An 18248-nucleotide genomic window follows, 5' to 3' on the forward strand; every position below is an offset into this window, starting at 1 on the left:
GACTGCCCTTTGTATGTAGGGTGTTAAGCGATTAGTACGCCACCTTCTTGGTTACGACTCTTCCGTCGGCGGAAGTAATCTGTACCAACAAGACTTGGTGCTCTGCCTTCAGGTCGCCCAACTGGGCCACATTCGAGCTGATCGCTTCTTTGGTGTATACCTGACGGCCGCGGATGTCGAAGATTTTCACATTCTCCATCTCGATCGTACCGGCGTTGATGGTCAGCACTTGGTTGTCATCCTTATAGATAACCACCGTGTTCGCATCGAAGCCTGGGATACCCAAGGTCGTATTGACATACTGCAACTGCAGACGGTCATTGAAGTCTCCTGCTTCGGTAGCGAAGCTGTAAGAGGCTTGTTTCAGGTTGGTCACAACCCCTGTCAGGTTATCTTTCAGGAAGATGTCCTGATCGCCCTCAAACACACCATCCACGTGGTCAAGCGATACCGTGAAGGTACCAGCCGTCTCAGCACGAAGGCCCATCGGAACGATGTCGTCAGCGCTGAACGCAGGACGTGCCTGGATCACATAACGGTCACTTCCAATCAGTGAGGAAATGTTGTTACCATTCGGGATCAGTTTCGCCTCGTAGCCATTGTCATCAGCCAGTGTGGCAGATGGGATATAAGCTACCAACATCTGGTTACCCTTCACATCACCGTTGGCCACATTCAGCCAGATACGGCTGCGGTCGCTATCCGCTGTACGGAAGAACTGACCTGCATTGTTGCCCAAACGCATTGAGTTGTTGAAGGTAACGCTTGATACGTTACCTGTGTTGCTCAACAGGAAGCCCTGACCTACCTGGATCGTACCGTTCGGAACCACACCGCCTGAGTAGGCTGCTGCTGCTCCCGAGTTGGTGATCGAAGCGTAGTTGTTGCTTCCAGCCGTTTGGTTGGTGTGTGTCCAGAAGTACAACGCACCTCCGCCATTAGCCGAACGGAACGCAGCCGCATCGATAGTAGACGGATACGGGTTCGAGATCATATGAACATTCGATACACCGTTGGTAGTCGTAACGTTGTACGTACCGTTGTTGGCAACACCGATGAACTGGCCGTTGAACCATGGCTGGGTAGCCGGTTGTGAATAGTTCGGGTTAGCGAACGTATTCGGGGCCCTTACCATATAACCCGTACCAGGACTGAAGTCATAGGTAGCCATCGCCGGATCGGTACTGCTAGAGAATACCGGAACATACGCGTTACCCGTAGCACTGAACGTATAGAAACGGTTCCAAAGTGTCAACGGAGAGAAGTTGAACAACTTCTGACCCGATACCGGTGAACCCCAGTATACGTAATCCTGACGCCAAACGCGGACTTTCGTCTTAACAGTAATGTTACCACTGTTAGCTCCCGTGTAGCCCGTTTGCAACAGGTTCGATCCCTGCTCGATGATCAGCGATGAACCAGTCTGAACCGTTACCGGACCAGAAATGTCAAAGTCATACGCCGACGTCGTAGCATTCCCTGCGTCAACCGTACCTACGCGCACTACTGCCCCATTGGTGACCGTAAGTGAACAGGCCGCCAGATCGGAACTTGCCGTGTAATTGCCTGAGAATGCCACTGCCTGGCTCGCAACAGGCGCAAATGGCGTCCATTGCGTACCGTCCCACGTAGTTTCGGCAGAACATGGCGCAGCATCCGTATCGGTGATTCCATTACAATCATTGTCAATATTATCGCCGTAAATCTCCGACGCATCCGGATTGACATTGGCGTCGGTGTCATCACAGTCAGGACCTTCGGTGAACGGAGATGTATTTGGAGGATACATTCCGATAGTACCATCATAACATACAGTTACCGTCGAACTATGGTAATCATCACCGTCCAAATCCACATACATCAACTCGCTTATGAAAATCGCTGCGTTTGAGTCGTCGCAGTCCGTATTGTTAGTCGAATAACCCGGAAGCAGGGTACAAGCCGTAAGGCTGATTGCACCGTCTCCATACCCATCTCCGTCAAAATCCGCATACAGGGTAAACAGCGGCAGTGCTGTAATTTTAACAGCGGAAGAGAAGGTACTCGAACAAACACCATTCTGCACCACCGCGCGGAACCACGTATCAGTGGTAACCGAACCAATTTCGGCGCCTGTGAGTGTGGTAGTGGTATTCGCGATATCCGTTGGCGACGTAAACGCCGCATCAGAAGAACGTTGCCATTTCACGACCGTACCGGTTTGACCGGAAAGCGTAAGGTTAGCCGGCGTATTCCCTGAACAGATACTTTGGTCAGAAGAAACACTACCTCCCACTGATGGCGTGTTCACGGTGATTTTTACCGGGGCCGAGTTGGCTACGGAACACACGCCGCTTTGCACCACGGCACGGAACCAGGTATCTGCAGCCAATGTTCCGATTGCAGCGCCGGTCAATGTAGTGGTAGTATTGGCGATATCCGTTGGTGACGTAAACGCCGCATCCGACGAACGTTGCCATTTTACAACAGATCCGGTATGTCCGGAAAGCGAAACATCCAATGGCGTAGCGCCTGAACAAATGGTTTGATCCGCCGAAACGGTACCTCCCACACTGGTTGGACTAACCGTAACCGAGGCCGTAGATGCCTGTGTAGAAGAACACCCGCTCACACTGGATGATACCACGAGGTTATAAACCCCCGAAGCGGCAGGCGTAATAGCGGAAATAGAAGGGTTCGCCTGGTTACTGGTGAAGCCATTCGGACCTGTCCAACTATATACCGGCTGGTTTCTCACGAATGAAATAGTCGAATTACTCGCCGGAGCGGTAGAAAGGCCGGTTTGGTTGGTAAAGCCAAAGGTACCTGAATTTGCCGTCGTCTGACTAATCAATTCACTGGATGTTGGCGTCGTACTGACGGTGGCCGCGCTGGCGCCCACACTATAACTTATGGAGGATGAACTCTGGTTCATGGTTCCATAAACGAACTCTACCCTGCCATCGGCTTCGTAGAGTTTCACCTGCCAGTTGAAGGAGGCTGTCGACGTCGTACTGAAATCCTGCATATTCCTCCACTCGATGGTGGTCACCCGATTACCGGCTGAGCCTGTGGTGGTATAGTTGATACTATTATTCAGGTCAGCAACGGTCGTTGCGTTGGCAGCCGTCTGCAAATCGTCCCAGAAAGGGGCCAAAATCAACCCGCCATTGCTAACGGTAAAGGAATTTGTATAGCTGTACGGGTTGGAAAGTCCACCACCGGTGACGGTAGAGGCATTATCAAACGTCACGAAGCCATTCGTACTTACACGGAAGGTGGAGTACGTCACCCCATTGTATGTAAACGAGAAACCGATAGGCTGGTTGTCACTCAGGTTATCGTCCGTATTGGCGGAATTTCGCCAGGCCGAAATATTCGTAGCCGGGAAAATCGTGGTAAAGGCCGTCCCGGTCGTGCGGGTTGCCACATAGTTGGCCATACCGGTTCCTAGTGACGAAGCTGTATACCCGGATGTAAGGTTGAGCGTATCGCCCTGACATAACTGGGTCGCACTGGCACTGGCTGTTACCCCGGCTGGCGTAAGATTGACCGTAACCGTAACCGTTGATGCGACAGACGAACAACCGTTATTTGTTGCCGTGAAGCTGTAAACTCCCGCAGCTGCTGCTGTTACGTTTGAAATCGACGGGTTCTGCAATGTAGATGTAAACCCATTAGGACCCGTCCAAGAGAACGACGTACCCGTATCCGTAGCTCCGGTCAGACTCAAAGTTCCTCCCAGACATACGGTTCCGGAGACACCGGCTGTGGCAGTGGGTGTCGGCGTAACTGTTACCGTAACCAGTGAAGAATTATCTGTCGATGAGTTGGTGGCGCAAGTTACGCGAAGCCAATAATACGTGGTCGCATTGACGACTCCCGTGGTCAATGCAGCAGGGTTGGTTTGACCGGAAACTGCACTTCCACCGTTTGGATAATCGGTTGAATTAGTCGATGACATCCATTGATACGTTGTCCCGAGTCCACCGGAATAGCCCGATGCCGTAATGGTCGGCGTTCCGGAACCACAGAAAGATACCGTACCCGTCGCTGTTCCGCCCACGGCCGTAACGCAAGTCGGAGGTGTAAACTCATCCGCTCCCATATCCGGCGCCGTACCGCTGCGTGTAGCACCGTCATAGTCGACCGTAACCGATACAGGGGTTCCAAGATCGTTAAGGGTCGTATTAAAGGACGGCACCAGGTGTAGATCCGAACCACTTGTAAAAGTAGGCGCTATGTTGACCGAGTTGGCATTCTGCCCAAATCCTGCAATGATACCCGCCAGGTTGGTCCGATCACTGGAAAGGAATCCAAGAACGGCAGACGCAGCGTTGAAGGTATTGGAAACGAAATAATCGTTGTAGTTAATAGCGGTAAACGCTGTGTTGGCTGCCGCCGAATAGATGGCATAATTCTTCTGGTTGGTGCCGGTCGCCACCTGATTATTGACCAAGATGTTATTTCGGATATCCAGCGACGTAGCACCTGATCCGATGTATAGGGCAGTTGTGATGGCGGTGGTGCTACCGGAACCCATGCTCCCGCTCATGTTCACCGTATTATAGTACAAGTTGACACCGCCAACGGTTGTGGTAAGAGTGCTCGTTCCACCAATTGGGCCGATACCGATACCCATAGAAGAAGAGTTCCCAAAAGAACTAAAGTTTGTACCATTGACGCCACTTATAAAGTTGTTTGCAATGGTTAGGTTACTTGTGGCCGTACCCGTACCAACCGTAATCCCGCGACCACCATAGCCGCCTGAATTCGAAGCAAATACCTTGGTTATGGTATTACCTGTCACGGTAGAGGAAACGAAACCAGTTTCAAGAGAAATCCCTGTTGGCGCGGTGGCGGCAGAGCTTTCCTCAGACACCGAATTTTGCGCTATGGAACTGTTTAAGGCATTTCCAACCTGTATGCCAATACAACCGGCCAGGGTGCCATTGTAGTCAACGGTATTGCCACTGATAGTCAACGCATCATCACCTCCCGAAGAGACAGAAGCCGCACCGGCCGCATAAATACCCACGGGAACAAGGGTGATGGCATTGTTTTGTATCGATACGTTATCATTGTCCGCACCGGAGGTACCAGGGGTTGAACCCCCTACTGAAATACCATATCCCACTGTAGTTGCCACTCCAGTCCGGATGTTACAGTTCTTAATCGTATTGTTTGTAGCCCCTGCACCCACGCCCAGACTCACAAGAGAGACCGCAGAAGGTGCTGTGGTAGCGGTGTTGATGATGGTCAAATCACGACTTGACGAACCGTTGTTGCTACCGTCGATGGTCACACTGTCGGCACCATTCAGTCGGATCAGCGCGTTAGACGCCAACGAACCGGAAATGGTAGCCGTCACCCCTGTATTTGGCTTGATCGTAACGGTAAAAGGCGTCGCAAACTGGTTGAGCGCAATAGCGCCTGTTTCCACCGTGAGGTCGCCGTTGACCAATAGGGTAACGTTCCCCGTGACCGCGCTGTTATTGATGGCATCGAAGGCGCCACCCGCCACCGTCAAAGTGGTATAATCACATCCGGAAGCACACACCGTCTTCGTACCGAAAATTGAGGCGGTTACGGTATAGCTATTGATTGTGCCGCCAATTGGGAATTGCGTCGAGGTAAGTGCCACTGAAGATGGACTGGCCGTAAACGTACCTGAATTGATTGCCACGTTAGGGGTCGGCGCGGTGTCCTGTGCCACCACAAAATACTGGATAACATCGCCGTTCGCAATACTGCCTGCATTAAGAAGGGTATAATCGATGGTAAAACTGAAAGGTGAGCTACTTCCGGTCGCCTCTACAAACTTCCATCCTGTCAGGTCATTTGCATCGGTTGATTTCTTGAAATAGAGACGTGGTCGCGTGCCTGAAGTGCCGTTCACGCCGGTCGCATCCGTTATCGTCACACCAGATACCGCCCGCGTCGAAGCCACCACATCGTTTGCTAACGTAGTGTAGGTGATTTGCGGAGCCAGCAGATCCAACGCAGTGAAGTTGCCGGCGTCGGCACCGATATCAACTGGCGTAAGGCCCGAACGCGTCTGACCGTCATAATCATCCGTAACACCGAGCCCCGTTACGCCCGTTCCTTCCACAGCCGTAGCCGTTACCGCGCTGATATGAAGGTCCGGAGTTGTAGCAGCCGGCGCGACATATTGCGGATTGGTAAAGAAACTCTGTGCGTCCTGCCCTACCGCGGTTCTCCACGCGCCAATATCCGCTACATCGACTCCGTTGAAAAATCCGAATACGGCGCCCACACCTGAACTAAAGTAGACGTTGTTGTTGATGGTCAGACCCGTCGGATTAGCCGCCGAACCACCGACACGCACGATGTAGTTCTTCCCAGATGCTCCGGAATTGGTACGGGCATTTACGAAAATATTGTTACGGAATGAACGGGTGTTAGTGACCTGTGTACTGTTGAAAGCATACGAAGCCCCCGTACCGGCTGTAACCGTTCCGCCCACATATACGCTGTTGTGGAAGATATTGTCGGTACCCAAAGGTTCATTGATACCGTTAACAGGAATCGCATTTGCGACACCTTCCCCAATCGCGATCATATTATTACGGATCGTCGAAGTACCGCCCGCGATACGGATACCATTGATTTCGGCGGAAGTCGAGTTGGTTGCTGCCGTCAGTCCGTATATGAGGTTTCGATCGATTACGTTACCCGTACCACCATTGAATTGAATACCGGTAACAACCGATGCGGCCGTCGTGTTCGAGTTCGAAAGATTGAAAATGGTATTCTGCGAAATGGTATGCGCGGGTGTTGTATTTGTGGAAAGGATACCAATAACAGACGCCGTAGTTGTGGTGCCAATTCCAATATTGGACGTCAGGTTTCGAATGGTGTTTCCCGTCAACGCCATAGGGGCATTCTGGCTCCACATACCGACCACCTGCGAGGCGGTTGAAGTTGCATTCAACTGGATGGAACCCGCAACGCTACCACCTACTGTGTTACCAGAGGCGGTCCAAGTAACCGAAGTTCCTGTATTCGCGCGGATGCCATAAACCACAACACTACCAGAACCCGTGTTGGTGACACTGATGCCTCCTACTGTGTTGTTATTTGACGTCCAGGTATTACTGGTGAAATTATAAAGACCGATGACCTCAGACGCCACGGCGGTATTCGTCGAAAATACGATCGAACCGGTGCTACTTTGGCTACCGATCACATTGTTGTTGGTAACGCCAATCCCTTCCTGGAATAATATCCCCATGAAAGGACTGCTAGTGGAAGTACCCGACGAAGTAACGCCGGTCATACTGATAGCAGCTATCGTATTATTCGAGATAGTCGACGCCGGATTAGACGAAGTCGAGTTCACGTTTACGTGTATACCTATAAACCTCGCCCCGGTCACGGCCCCTGTCAGCGTGTAGGCTCCCGTAGCGGTATTAGAGGCGTATCCGATGGTGTTTCCTGTGATCGTAAAACCTCCTACTCCCGCACCGGTATTCGTGATCTTAATGGCAGCATGAGGAGCGCCGGTTGTCCATGTCCGGGTGCCGGTTTGGTAGAATTTGTTATTCGTAATAGTATTAGCCGTCGACCCTGTAGTGCCGTATACACCGGCGCTTTCCACCGTTGCACTGAAGTAGTCGAATATTTCGTTGTTATCGATTACGTTTCCACTGTTATTAAGGGTAAGAGTGGTCGTGGTTCCTGAAAAATAGACCCCTTTAGTGGGTAGGTTACTGCCCGCCGGGCCAATTTTACAGAATGAAATCGTGTTATTGTCGTTTCCTGTGGTGACTGCAGACGCATGGAAGAAAATGTTACCACCGTTTGTACCGACCGCCATGGTGGAAGATCCGAGGATCGAACAGTTGGTAATCAGGTTTGAGGTAGCATCCCCGTAGAAACGTATTGTAGAGGTGCCCGATGTAGCCGATGTACTGGTATTGGAAATAACCAACGCGTTTCCGCCACTATTCAAGCCATTGAAGGTTACGTTATCGGCGCCGTTAAATCCGATCAGCTCGCTCGCCAGCGACCCCGAAATCGTGCGGGTAGCGCCCCCTGCAGGAGACATCGTAATAGCAGTATACGAAGCAGAACCGGAGCCACTCGCATTGAGCGTTGCAATTGCTGCTTCGGTGGTATTTCCGTATAGTGAAATGGTAATCGCACCCGTGTGCGTTCCGGCATTGATAGCATCAAATGCGGCCTTGACCGTCGCATACTGCGCGAAGGCCGTACCGGCTGTCGAATTGACCCAAACCGGGTTGGCAGGATCTACAACCGTTAGGGTAGCACGGTAATTCAGGCCGCCATTACTGGCGAAGGTAGTACCCGGATTACCGTCGGCATCCGAATACACTTCCAGCGTATAAATGCCCGCCGAGAGTGTGGAAACAAGATCGGTCGTACCACCGGTTCCCTGCCAGGTCTGGTTACCACCGCATCCCCCCGCATCATTCGATACAAACGACATGGTAACGGTATTGAAACTACCGCTGGCACCCGCACTTGTTTGCCATGCCCGCCAGTTAAAGCGGCCATTGAAAATGTCACCTCCGTTACACTTGAAGGTCTTGTTCTGACCCCCTCGGACAATAAGCGAATTCGAGCCTTTGTAAAAAACGCCAAGATTCGCATTGTTAAAATCGGGGTTGGTAGTAGTGGCACCCATATCATAAAAGGTATTGCCTCCACCGTTCAGGCTCAGGATGGCATAACTTTCATAAATGCCGTTGATCTGCGCTTGTACCGACTGTCCCATTATCAGGACAAAAAAGCCGACAAGCATCGTGATTACCTGCATCCTGCCTCTAACGTGTACTTCTCTCTTCATAACACTAATTTGATTAATTCACAACAATTTGAACACACAAAGGTACATGCTAAAATAGTTTTATAACATTTCGTTTTGATTTTTGCCGTTTTTGTAACACTAGAGCCCGACTACCCCGAATTCTTACAAAAAAAGCGTCAAAATGGTCACTACACTGGATAAAATGCAATGAAAAAAAGAAGATTCAAAATACGCAAACGTTTTCGTGTTGATAACGTCGCAACTATGCGGTATAAATAAAAAAACCACCCCTTTCGAGGTGGTTTTGTATAAAGTAAGTGAGCACTTACGCTTGGCCCGTCGGACCGAAGTTGAGCGGAATAGCGGGCTGTTCACCCTCTTTGATCTCGCCATGGGCCATCTCGAAGCGGTGGATGTTCTCCGCCATCGCCTTCAACAAGCGTTTCGCGTGCTGCGGCGTCAGTACGATACGTGACCGTACTTTCGCTTTTGGCGTACCGGGCATGATACTGACGAAATCCACTACGAATTCCGACGGTGAGTGGTTGATGATGGCAAGGTTCGAATAGATCCCCTCTGCCGTCTTTTCATCCAACTCGATATTGATTTGCTGCTGGTTTTGGTCACTCATGACTTAGAAATTATACTCTTCTTTAGCAGCCATTAATTCATTGAAATCCTCTTTCGAGCCTACGATTGTTTCATCGTACTCACGCATACCGGTACCAGCCGGGATACGGTGTCCGACGATGACGTTCTCTTTCAGGCCTTCCAGTGTATCGACCTTACCGGCTACGGCCGCTTCGTTCAATACTTTCGTGGTTTCCTGGAACGACGCCGCCGAAATGAACGACTTCGTCTGAAGGGAAGCACGGGTAATACCCTGAAGGATTGGTGTAGCGGTCGCGGTGATGACATCACGGGCCGTTACCTGTTTCTTGTCGGCACGTTTCAGGATCGAGTTCTCGTCACGCAGGTCACGTGGTGAGATGATCTGGCCTGGCTTCAGGCGCTCTGAGTCACCGGCATCCTCTACGACTTTCATACCGTAGAGTTTGTCATTTTCGTAGATAAAGTCTTTCGTGTGGATCAACTGATCTTCCAGGAAGAGCGTATCGCCCGGATCCTGTACCTGCACCTTACGCATCATCTGACGGATGACCACTTCAAAGTGCTTGTCATTGATTTTTACACCCTGCAGACGGTATACCTCCTGGATCTCGTTCACGAGGTACTGCTGTACCGCCGAAGGCCCCTGGATACGAAGGATATCTTCCGGCGTAATGGCACCATCTGAAAGTGGCGCACCGGCACGTACGAAGTCATTCTCCTGAACCAGGATCTGGCTAGACAGTTTCACAAGATACTTCTTCACCTCGCCGAACTTCGACTCGATTATGATCTCGCGGTTACCACGCTTGATCTTACCAAAGGTCACCACACCGTCGATTTCCGACACAACCGCCGGGTTCGACGGGTTACGGGCTTCGAGCAATTCGGTGATACGCGGAAGACCTCCGGTGATATCGCCCGCTTTTGACGAACGACGTGGGATTTTCACGAGTACTTTACCAGCCTTGATCTTCTCGCCGTTCTCTACCATAAGGTGGGCACCTACCGGAAGGTTGTACGAACGGATAAGCTCGTTGTCCTTACCGAAGATGAGGAGCGTCGGGATGAGTTTTTTGTTACGTCCTTCGGAAATTACCTTCTCCTGGAAGCCGGTCTGTTCGTCGATTTCGACAACATACGACTGACCTTGTTCAAGATCCTCGTAGGCTACTTTACCGGTAAATTCCGAGATGATAACACCGTTATAAGGGTCCCATTTACAGATGACATCACCTTTCTTGACGCTTTGTCCGTCTTTCACGAAGATGCTGGATCCGTAAGGGATGTTATGGGTATTCAGGACAATGCCTGTTTTCTCGTCGATGAGTTTCAATTCCGTTGAACGTGACACGACGATATCCACCAGGTTACCTTCGTTGTCTTCGCCCTTGACGGTCTTAAGGTCTTCGATTTCAAGACGTCCGTCGAAACGCACCACAATGCTCGATTCTTCCGAAATACCACCGGCCACACCACCGACGTGGAACGTACGGAGGGTCAACTGGGTTCCTGGTTCACCGATCGACTGTGCTGCGATTACACCTACCGCCTCCCCTTTCTGGGTCATGCGGGCAGTGGCAAGGTTACGTCCGTAACACTTCGCACAGATACCTTTTTCTGCCTCACAGGTCAGCGGCGAACGCACTTCCACTTTTTCAAGCGGAGAGGCTTCGATCGCTTTCATGATCGGCTCGGTGATTTCCTCGCCGGCCGCAACGATGACTTCGTTGGTCAGCGGGTTGATCACATCCTGAAGGGCCACACGGCCGAGGATACGCTCGCCCAACTGCTCGACGATCTCTTCGTTTTTCTTGAGGGCAGATATTTCGATACCACGCAGGGTGCCGCAATCCTCCATATTGACGATGACGTCCTGCGACACGTCGTGGAGACGACGCGTGAGGTAACCGGCATCCGCCGTCTTCAACGCCGTATCCGCAAGACCTTTACGGGCACCGTGCGTCGAGATGAAGTATTCAAGGATCGAAAGACCTTCCTTAAAGTTCGAAAGGATCGGGTTCTCGATGATCTCGCCACCTCCGGCAGTCGATTTCTTCGGTTTTGCCATCAAACCACGCATACCGGTCAACTGGCGGATCTGTTCTTTCGAACCCCTCGCACCCGAGTCAAGCATCATGTATACGGAGTTGAAGCCTTGCTGGTCTTCGCGGATGTTCTTCATCGCCAACTCCGTGAGGAGGGCGTTGGTTGACGTCCATACGTCGATGACCTGGTTGTAACGTTCGTTGTTGGTGATTAGACCCATGTTATAGTTCATGAGGATGCCTTCCACCTGCTCATTTGCGTCGGCGATAAGCGCTTCTTTCTGATCTGGGATCTTGATATCACCGAGGCTGAACGACAGTCCACCTTTGAAGGCAAAACGGTAGCCCATGTCCTTGATGTTGTCAAGGAACGCAGCCGTTGTCGGAACGTCGGTCACGGCCAGGATATGTCCGATAATGTCACGCAGTGACTTCTTGGTCAATACTTCGTTGATGTAACCCGCTACTTCCGGCACCACTTCGTTGAAGAGTACACGACCGGCTGTTGTCTGGATGATCTTCCATACCAATTCACCGTTTTCATTGAAGTCTTTGGCACGGATTTTCACACGGGCATTCAGCTCGAGTTTGCCTTCGTTCAGGGCGATATTCACTTCCTCAGCCGAATAGAACGTCGTGCCTTCGCCTTTGATTTTCAACGTATCGGTCGACAGACGCTCTTTGGTCATATAGTACAGACCGAGTACCATGTCTTGCGACGGTACGGTGATCGGTGCACCATTGGCCGGGTTGAGGATGTTGTGCGATGCCAACATCAGCAGTTGCGCCTCAAGAATCGCCTCAGGGCCCAACGGAAGGTGTACCGCCATCTGGTCACCGTCAAAGTCGGCGTTGAAGGCCGTACACACGAGTGGGTGAAGCTGGATCGCTTTTCCTTCAATCAGTTTCGGCTGGAACGCCTGGATACCCAAACGGTGAAGCGTAGGGGCCCGGTTGAGGAGTACAGGGTGTCCTTTGATTACATTCTCAAGGATATCCCATACCACCGGCTCTTTCTTGTCGATGATTTTCTTGGCTGATTTTACCGTTTTCACGATACCGCGCTCGATGAGCTTACGGATCACGAATGGCTTGTAAAGTTCGGCCGCCATATCTTTTGGCAAACCGCACTCATATAATTTCATTTCCGGACCCACGACGATAACCGAACGCGCTGAATAGTCGACACGTTTACCGAGGAGGTTCTGACGAAAACGACCCTGTTTTCCTTTAAGGGAATCAGAAAGTGACTTCAGCGGACGGTTCGATTCGGTCTTAACGGCCGACGCTTTACGCGTGTTGTCGAAAAGTGAATCTACCGCTTCCTGAAGCATACGCTTCTCGTTACGAAGGATCACTTCCGGTGCCTTAATTTCCATCAAACGCTTCAGACGGTTGTTACGGATGATCACACGACGGTAAAGGTCGTTGAGATCCGACGTCGCGAAACGACCACCGTCAAGCGGCACAAGCGGACGCAATTCAGGCGGGATCACTGGAATTACTTTCAGGATCATCCACTCCGGACGGTTCTCACGGTTCTCGTTCGACTCACGGAACGACTCTACCACCTGCAGACGCTTCAAGGCCTCTGTCTTACGTTGTTTGGACGTTTCGTTGTTCGCAGAGTGGCGGAGTTCGTATGACAACGCATCGAGGTCGATACGGGCCAACAGGTCCATGATACACTCAGCGCCCATCTTCGCGATGAACTTGTTCGGATCGGAATCATCCAGGTATTGGTTGTCAGCCGGCAGGCTGTCGAGAATGTTCAGGTACTCTTCTTCTGTAAGGAAGTCAAGCGACGACAGCTTCTCACCATCCGGATGGTTCGCAATACCGGGCTGGATCACTACATAACGCTCGTAATAAATAATCATATCGAGCTTTTTGGACGGAAGTCCAAGCAGGTATCCAATCTTGTTCGGCAGCGAACGGAAATACCAGATGTGTGCGATAGGCACTACGAGGTTGATGTGGCCCACACGGTCACGACGAACCTTTTTCTCGGTCACTTCCACGCCGCATCGGTCGCAGACAATGCCTTTGTATCGGATGCGCTTATACTTACCGCAGGCGCACTCGAAATCCTTCACCGGGCCGAAGATCCTTTCGCAGAAAAGACCGTCGCGCTCTGGCTTATGGGTTCTGTAATTGATGGTTTCCGGCTTCAGGACCTCTCCACGCGATTCGGCGAGGATGGATTCCGGCGATGCCAGTCCGATCGAGATTTTGTCAAACCTTTTTACAGGGTTTTTATCTTTATTTCTATTGTTCATAACGGTGTTGAATCTTAATTAGTTGATGGTGGCTGGTGGTTGGTAGCCAGACGGGATGTCCAACATCCGGCTACCAATTACCAACAACTTATTCCTCAAGGCGGATATCGAGTCCGAGACCTTTCAGTTCGTGCATCAATACGTTGAACGATTCAGGGATACCAGGCTCTGGCATGGTCTCGCCTTTCACGATCGCTTCGTATGTCTTGGCACGTCCGATTACGTCATCCGACTTCACAGTCAGGATTTCGCGAAGTGTGCTCGATGCACCGTAGGCTTCGAGGGCCCACACCTCCATCTCACCGAAACGCTGGCCCCCGAACTGTGCCTTACCACCCAGCGGCTGCTGTGTGATGAGTGAGTACGGACCGATGGAACGCGCGTGCATTTTGTCGTCGACCATGTGGCCGAGTTTCAACATGTAAATCACGCCCACGGTAGCCGGCTGGTGGAAACGTTCTCCGGTTCCGCCGTCGTAGAGGTAGGTATGTCCGAAACGTGGGATACCTGCATCATCCGTCAGTTTGTTGATCTCGTCGAGTGACGCACCGTCGAAGATCGGCGTCGCGAATTTCTTCCCGAGCTTCTTACCGGCCCATCCAAGTACGGTTTCGTAAATCTGTCCGATGTTCATACGCGATGGTACGCCCAGCGGGTTTAACACGATGTCGACCGGTGTTCCATCTTCGAGGAATGGCATGTCCTCCTCGCGAACGATGCGCGCAACGATACCTTTGTTACCGTGGCGTCCTGCCATCTTATCCCCTACTTTCAGCTTACGCTTCTTGGCGATGTATACCTTCGCGAGTTTCAGGATACCGGCAGGAAGTTCATCTCCTACGGTAATGGTGAATTTCTCGCGGCGGAGTGCACCCTGAAGGTCGTTCAGCTTGATTTTGTAGTTGTGGATCAGGTCGTTCACCAAACGGTTTGTCTCGTCGTCCGCCACCCATTGTCCTTTTGACAGGTGGGCGAAGTCCTCAACAGCGTGAAGCATCTTCAGGGTATATTTCTTGCCCTTCGGAAGTACTTCCTCACCCAGGTCGTTCATCACGCCCTGTGACGTCTTGCCGTTCACGATGTTGAACAACTTGTCAACCAATTTATCTTTCAGTTCATTGAACTTCACTTCGAATTCCATTTCGAGTGCGCCCAAATCATCTTTATCTTTCGTACGCTTGCGCTTGTCTTTTACGGCACGAGCGAAGAGTTTCTTGTCGAGAACGACACCGCTCAACGATGGCGAGGCTTTCAACGACGCATCTTTTACGTCACCGGCCTTGTCACCGAAGATGGCACGGAGGAGTTTCTCTTCCGGCGTCGGATCCGATTCGCCTTTTGGCGTGATCTTACCGATGAGGATATCGCCAGGCTTGACTTCGGCACCGATACGGATCATACCGTTCTCGTCGAGGTCTTTCGTCGCTTCTTCCGAAACGTTCGGGATATCATTGGTAAGTTCTTCGTTTCCGAGTTTGGTATCACGCACGTCGAGTGAATATTCGTCGATGTGGATGGAGGTGAAGATATCATCCCGTACCACTTTCTCTGAAATCACGATCGCATCCTCGAAGTTGTACCCTTTCCATGGCATGAACGCCACCTGAAGGTTACGTCCGAGTGCCAGTTCACCGTTTTGGGTCGCATATCCTTCACAAAGCACCTGACCTTTGGTCACGCGGTCGCCCTTGCGAACGATCGGTTTCAGGTTGATTGATGTGCTCTGGTTGGTCTTGCGGAACTTGATGAGTTGATACGTCTTTTCATCCGGATCAAAACTCACCATACGCTCTTCATCCGTACGGTCGTACTTAATGGTAATTTCGTTTGCGTCAACGTACTCAACAGTACCATCTCCCTCCGCGTTGATCAATACACGGGAATCAGACGCTACCTGACGCTCCAATCCGGTTCCGACGATAGGTGCTTCAGGACGCAACAATGGTACGGCCTGGCGCATCATGTTCGATCCCATCAGCGCGCGGTTCGCGTCATCGTGCTCGAGGAACGGAATCAGCGACGCCGAGATCGAAGCGATCTGGTTTGGTGCTACGTCGGTATAGTGAACGCGTGACGGCTCGACTACCGGGAAGTCACCTTCCTCACGGGCGATGACACGCTCAGCGGTGATCGTTCCGTTGTCGTCCATATCGATGTTCGCCTGCGCGATCAATTTGCCTTCTTCTTCTTCCGCACTGAGGTAGATTGGTTTGGCAACCAGATCCACTTTACCGTCTTTCACGACGCGGTACGGCGTTTCGATGAAGCCCATGTTGTTCACCTTCGCATACACACCGAGAGACGAAATCAGACCGATGTTTGGTCCTTCCGGCGTCTCGATCGGGCAAAGGCGTCCGTAGTGGGTGTAGTGAACGTCACGCACCTCAAAGCCGGCACGCTCACGTGACAGACCGCCTGGTCCGAGGGCTGAAAGACGACGCTTGTGCGTGATCTCGGCCAGCGGGTTGGTCTGGTCCATGAACTGCGACAACTGGTTCGTACCGAAGAACGAATTGATCACCGAAGACAGGGTCTTGGCGTTGATCAGGTCAATCGGTGTGAAGACCTCGTTGTCACGAACGTTCATACGCTCACGGATGGTACGGGCCATACGGGCCAGACCGACGCCGAACTGCTGTGACAGCTGCTCGCCTACGGTACGTACACGACGGTTGGAAAGGTGGTCGATATCATCGATCTCCGCTTTGGAGTTGATGAGTTCGATCAGGTATTTTACGATGGTGATGATATCCTCTTTGGTCAGCACCTGCTTCTCCATAGGGATGTCAAGACCCAGTTTTTTGTTCATCCGGTACCGGCCTACTTCCCCGAGGTTGTAGCGTTGGTCTGAGAAGAAGAGCTTCTCGATGATGCCACGCGCGGTCTCCTCATCAGGTGGTTCAGCGTTACGGAGCTGGCGGTAGATGTGTTCCACGGCCTCCTTCTCCGAGTTCGTCGGGTCTTTCTGGAGGGTGTTGTGGATGATTGCGTAATCCGCCTGGTTGTTATCTTCTTTGTGGAGAAGGATCGATTTCACGTTCGATTCGATGATCTCCTCTACATTGTCTTTGTCGATGATGGTATCGCGGTCGAGGATAATCTCGTTACGCTCGATTGATACTACTTCGCCTGTATCCTCGTCTACGAAATCTTCGTGCCAGGTGTTCAGGACACGCGCAGCGAGTTTACGGCCTACGTATTTCTTAAGTCCGGTTTTCGAAACCTTGATTTCTTCCGCCAGGTCAAAGATCTCGAGGATATCCTTATCCCGTTCGAATCCGATGGCACGGAAGAGGGTCGTTACCGGTAATTTCTTTTTACGGTCGATGTACGCATACATCACGTTGTTGATGTCTGTCGCGAACTCGATCCATGAGCCTTTGAACGGAATGACCCTTGCCGAGTACAATTTCGTTCCGTTGGCGTGGAAAGACTGTCCAAAGAAGACACCTGGTGAGCGGTGTAGCTGTGATACAACCACGCGCTCGGCGCCGTTGATGACAAACGTCCCGCTGGGGGTCATGTAGGGGATAGTCCCCAGGTACACATCCTGAACGATGGTTTCGAAGTCCTCGTGCTCCGGATCGGTGCAGTAGAGCTTTAGGCGGGCCTTGAGGGGCACGCTGTACGTCAGTCCGCGCTCGATACATTCCTGGATGGTGTAACGTGGCGGATCGACGAAATAATCAAGAAATTCGAGAACGAACTGGTTTCGGGTATCAGTGATAGGGAAGTTCTCCTGAAAAGTCAGGTAAAGTCCTTCGTTGCCACGTTCCTCGGATTTGGTCTCCAACTGGAAGAAGTCCTGGAAGGATTTAACCTGGATATCCAGGAAATCCGGATACTCCGGGATGTTCTTTGTCGAGGCGAAATTCAGTCTTTCAGTCTGATTTGTTATCATCAATGGACAAATTTGATTTAAAAAAAGTAGCTTGTGTGTATCCGATACTTTCTTTTTGTTATCGAAACATCTTTAGAAATGAGCCAAGTGAAAACTCATCCTTTTCTTCGTATCGACTAAAAGTTTGTTGGTATGCAACCTAACGATAATAAAACCGGATATAAATTTTATTATACGCAAAATGGTTTAGGCCACTGGAAACCTTCCAGGACCTAAACCTTGCTTTTGCAGCGGAGCCTAATTACTTAAGCTCAACAGCAGCTCCGGCCTCTTCCAAAGCTTTCTTAAGGCCTTCAGCCTCATCTTTGGAAACGGCTTCCTTCACGTTGGATGGAGCGCCGTCAACGAGATCTTTTGCTTCTTTCAGTCCAAGACCGGTCAATTCTTTAACCGCCTTAACCACTGCCAATTTAGAAGCACCTGCGTCTTTCAACACTACAGTGAATTCTGTTTTCTCTTCAGCAGCAGCTTCGCCACCACCAGCGCCACCAGCCACAACTACAGCAGCAGCTGCAGGCTCGATGCCGTATTCTTCTTTCAATATTGTAGCCAGGTCGTTAACCTCTTTCACAGTCAGGTTGACCAGTTGCTCAGCGAATTGTTTCAAATCTGCCATTTTTTCTATCGTTTTAAGATTT

At 51.2% G+C, this 18248-nt stretch carries 5 protein-coding genes; all 5 read right to left on the bottom strand.

Annotated features, from left to right (window positions below):
* Nucleotides 1–31 precede the first annotated feature (31 nt).
* A complete protein-coding gene (locus MKO97_RS14705) occupies nucleotides 32–8812 on the bottom strand; it encodes a T9SS sorting signal type C domain-containing protein (protein ID WP_241103961.1) in 8781 nt (2926 codons plus the stop codon).
* Between the two features lie 286 nt (nucleotides 8813–9098).
* Nucleotides 9099–9404 (bottom strand): DUF3467 domain-containing protein, encoded by a 306-nt coding sequence (locus MKO97_RS14710; protein ID WP_241103962.1) that lies wholly within the window; start codon nucleotides 9402–9404, stop codon nucleotides 9099–9101.
* 3 nt (nucleotides 9405–9407) lie between these two features.
* Entirely contained in the window at nucleotides 9408–13709 is a 4302-nt protein-coding gene (gene rpoC, locus MKO97_RS14715; RefSeq protein WP_241103963.1) for a DNA-directed RNA polymerase subunit beta', read from the bottom strand.
* Between the two features lie 88 nt (nucleotides 13710–13797).
* Nucleotides 13798–17610: a DNA-directed RNA polymerase subunit beta gene (gene rpoB / locus MKO97_RS14720; RefSeq protein WP_241103964.1), complete on the bottom strand. Its 3813-nt coding sequence runs from the start codon at nucleotides 17608–17610 to the stop codon at nucleotides 13798–13800.
* Between the two features lie 241 nt (nucleotides 17611–17851).
* A complete protein-coding gene (gene rplL, locus MKO97_RS14725; RefSeq protein WP_241103965.1) occupies nucleotides 17852–18226 on the bottom strand; it encodes a 50S ribosomal protein L7/L12 in 375 nt (124 codons plus the stop codon).
* Nucleotides 18227–18248: the final 22 nt, after the last annotated feature.

The organism is Flavobacterium sp. HJ-32-4 (assembly GCF_022532105.1).
Classification (GTDB): Bacteria; Bacteroidota; Bacteroidia; order Flavobacteriales; family Flavobacteriaceae; genus Flavobacterium.

What these genes read in the sequence shown, in the direction of transcription:
- rpoB (WP_241103964.1), bottom strand. Translation starts at nt 17,610, where the DNA reads ATGATAACAAATCAGACTGAAAGACTGAATTTCGCCTCGACAAAGAAC.
- MKO97_RS14710 (WP_241103962.1), bottom strand. Translation starts at nt 9,404, where the DNA reads ATGAGTGACCAAAACCAGCAGCAAATCAATATCGAGTTGGATGAAAAG.
- MKO97_RS14705 (WP_241103961.1), bottom strand. Translation starts at nt 8,812, where the DNA reads ATGAAGAGAGAAGTACACGTTAGAGGCAGGATGCAGGTAATCACGATG.
- rplL (WP_241103965.1), bottom strand. Translation starts at nt 18,226, where the DNA reads ATGGCAGATTTGAAACAATTCGCTGAGCAACTGGTCAACCTGACTGTG.
- rpoC (WP_241103963.1), bottom strand. Translation starts at nt 13,709, where the DNA reads ATGAACAATAGAAATAAAGATAAAAACCCTGTAAAAAGGTTTGACAAA.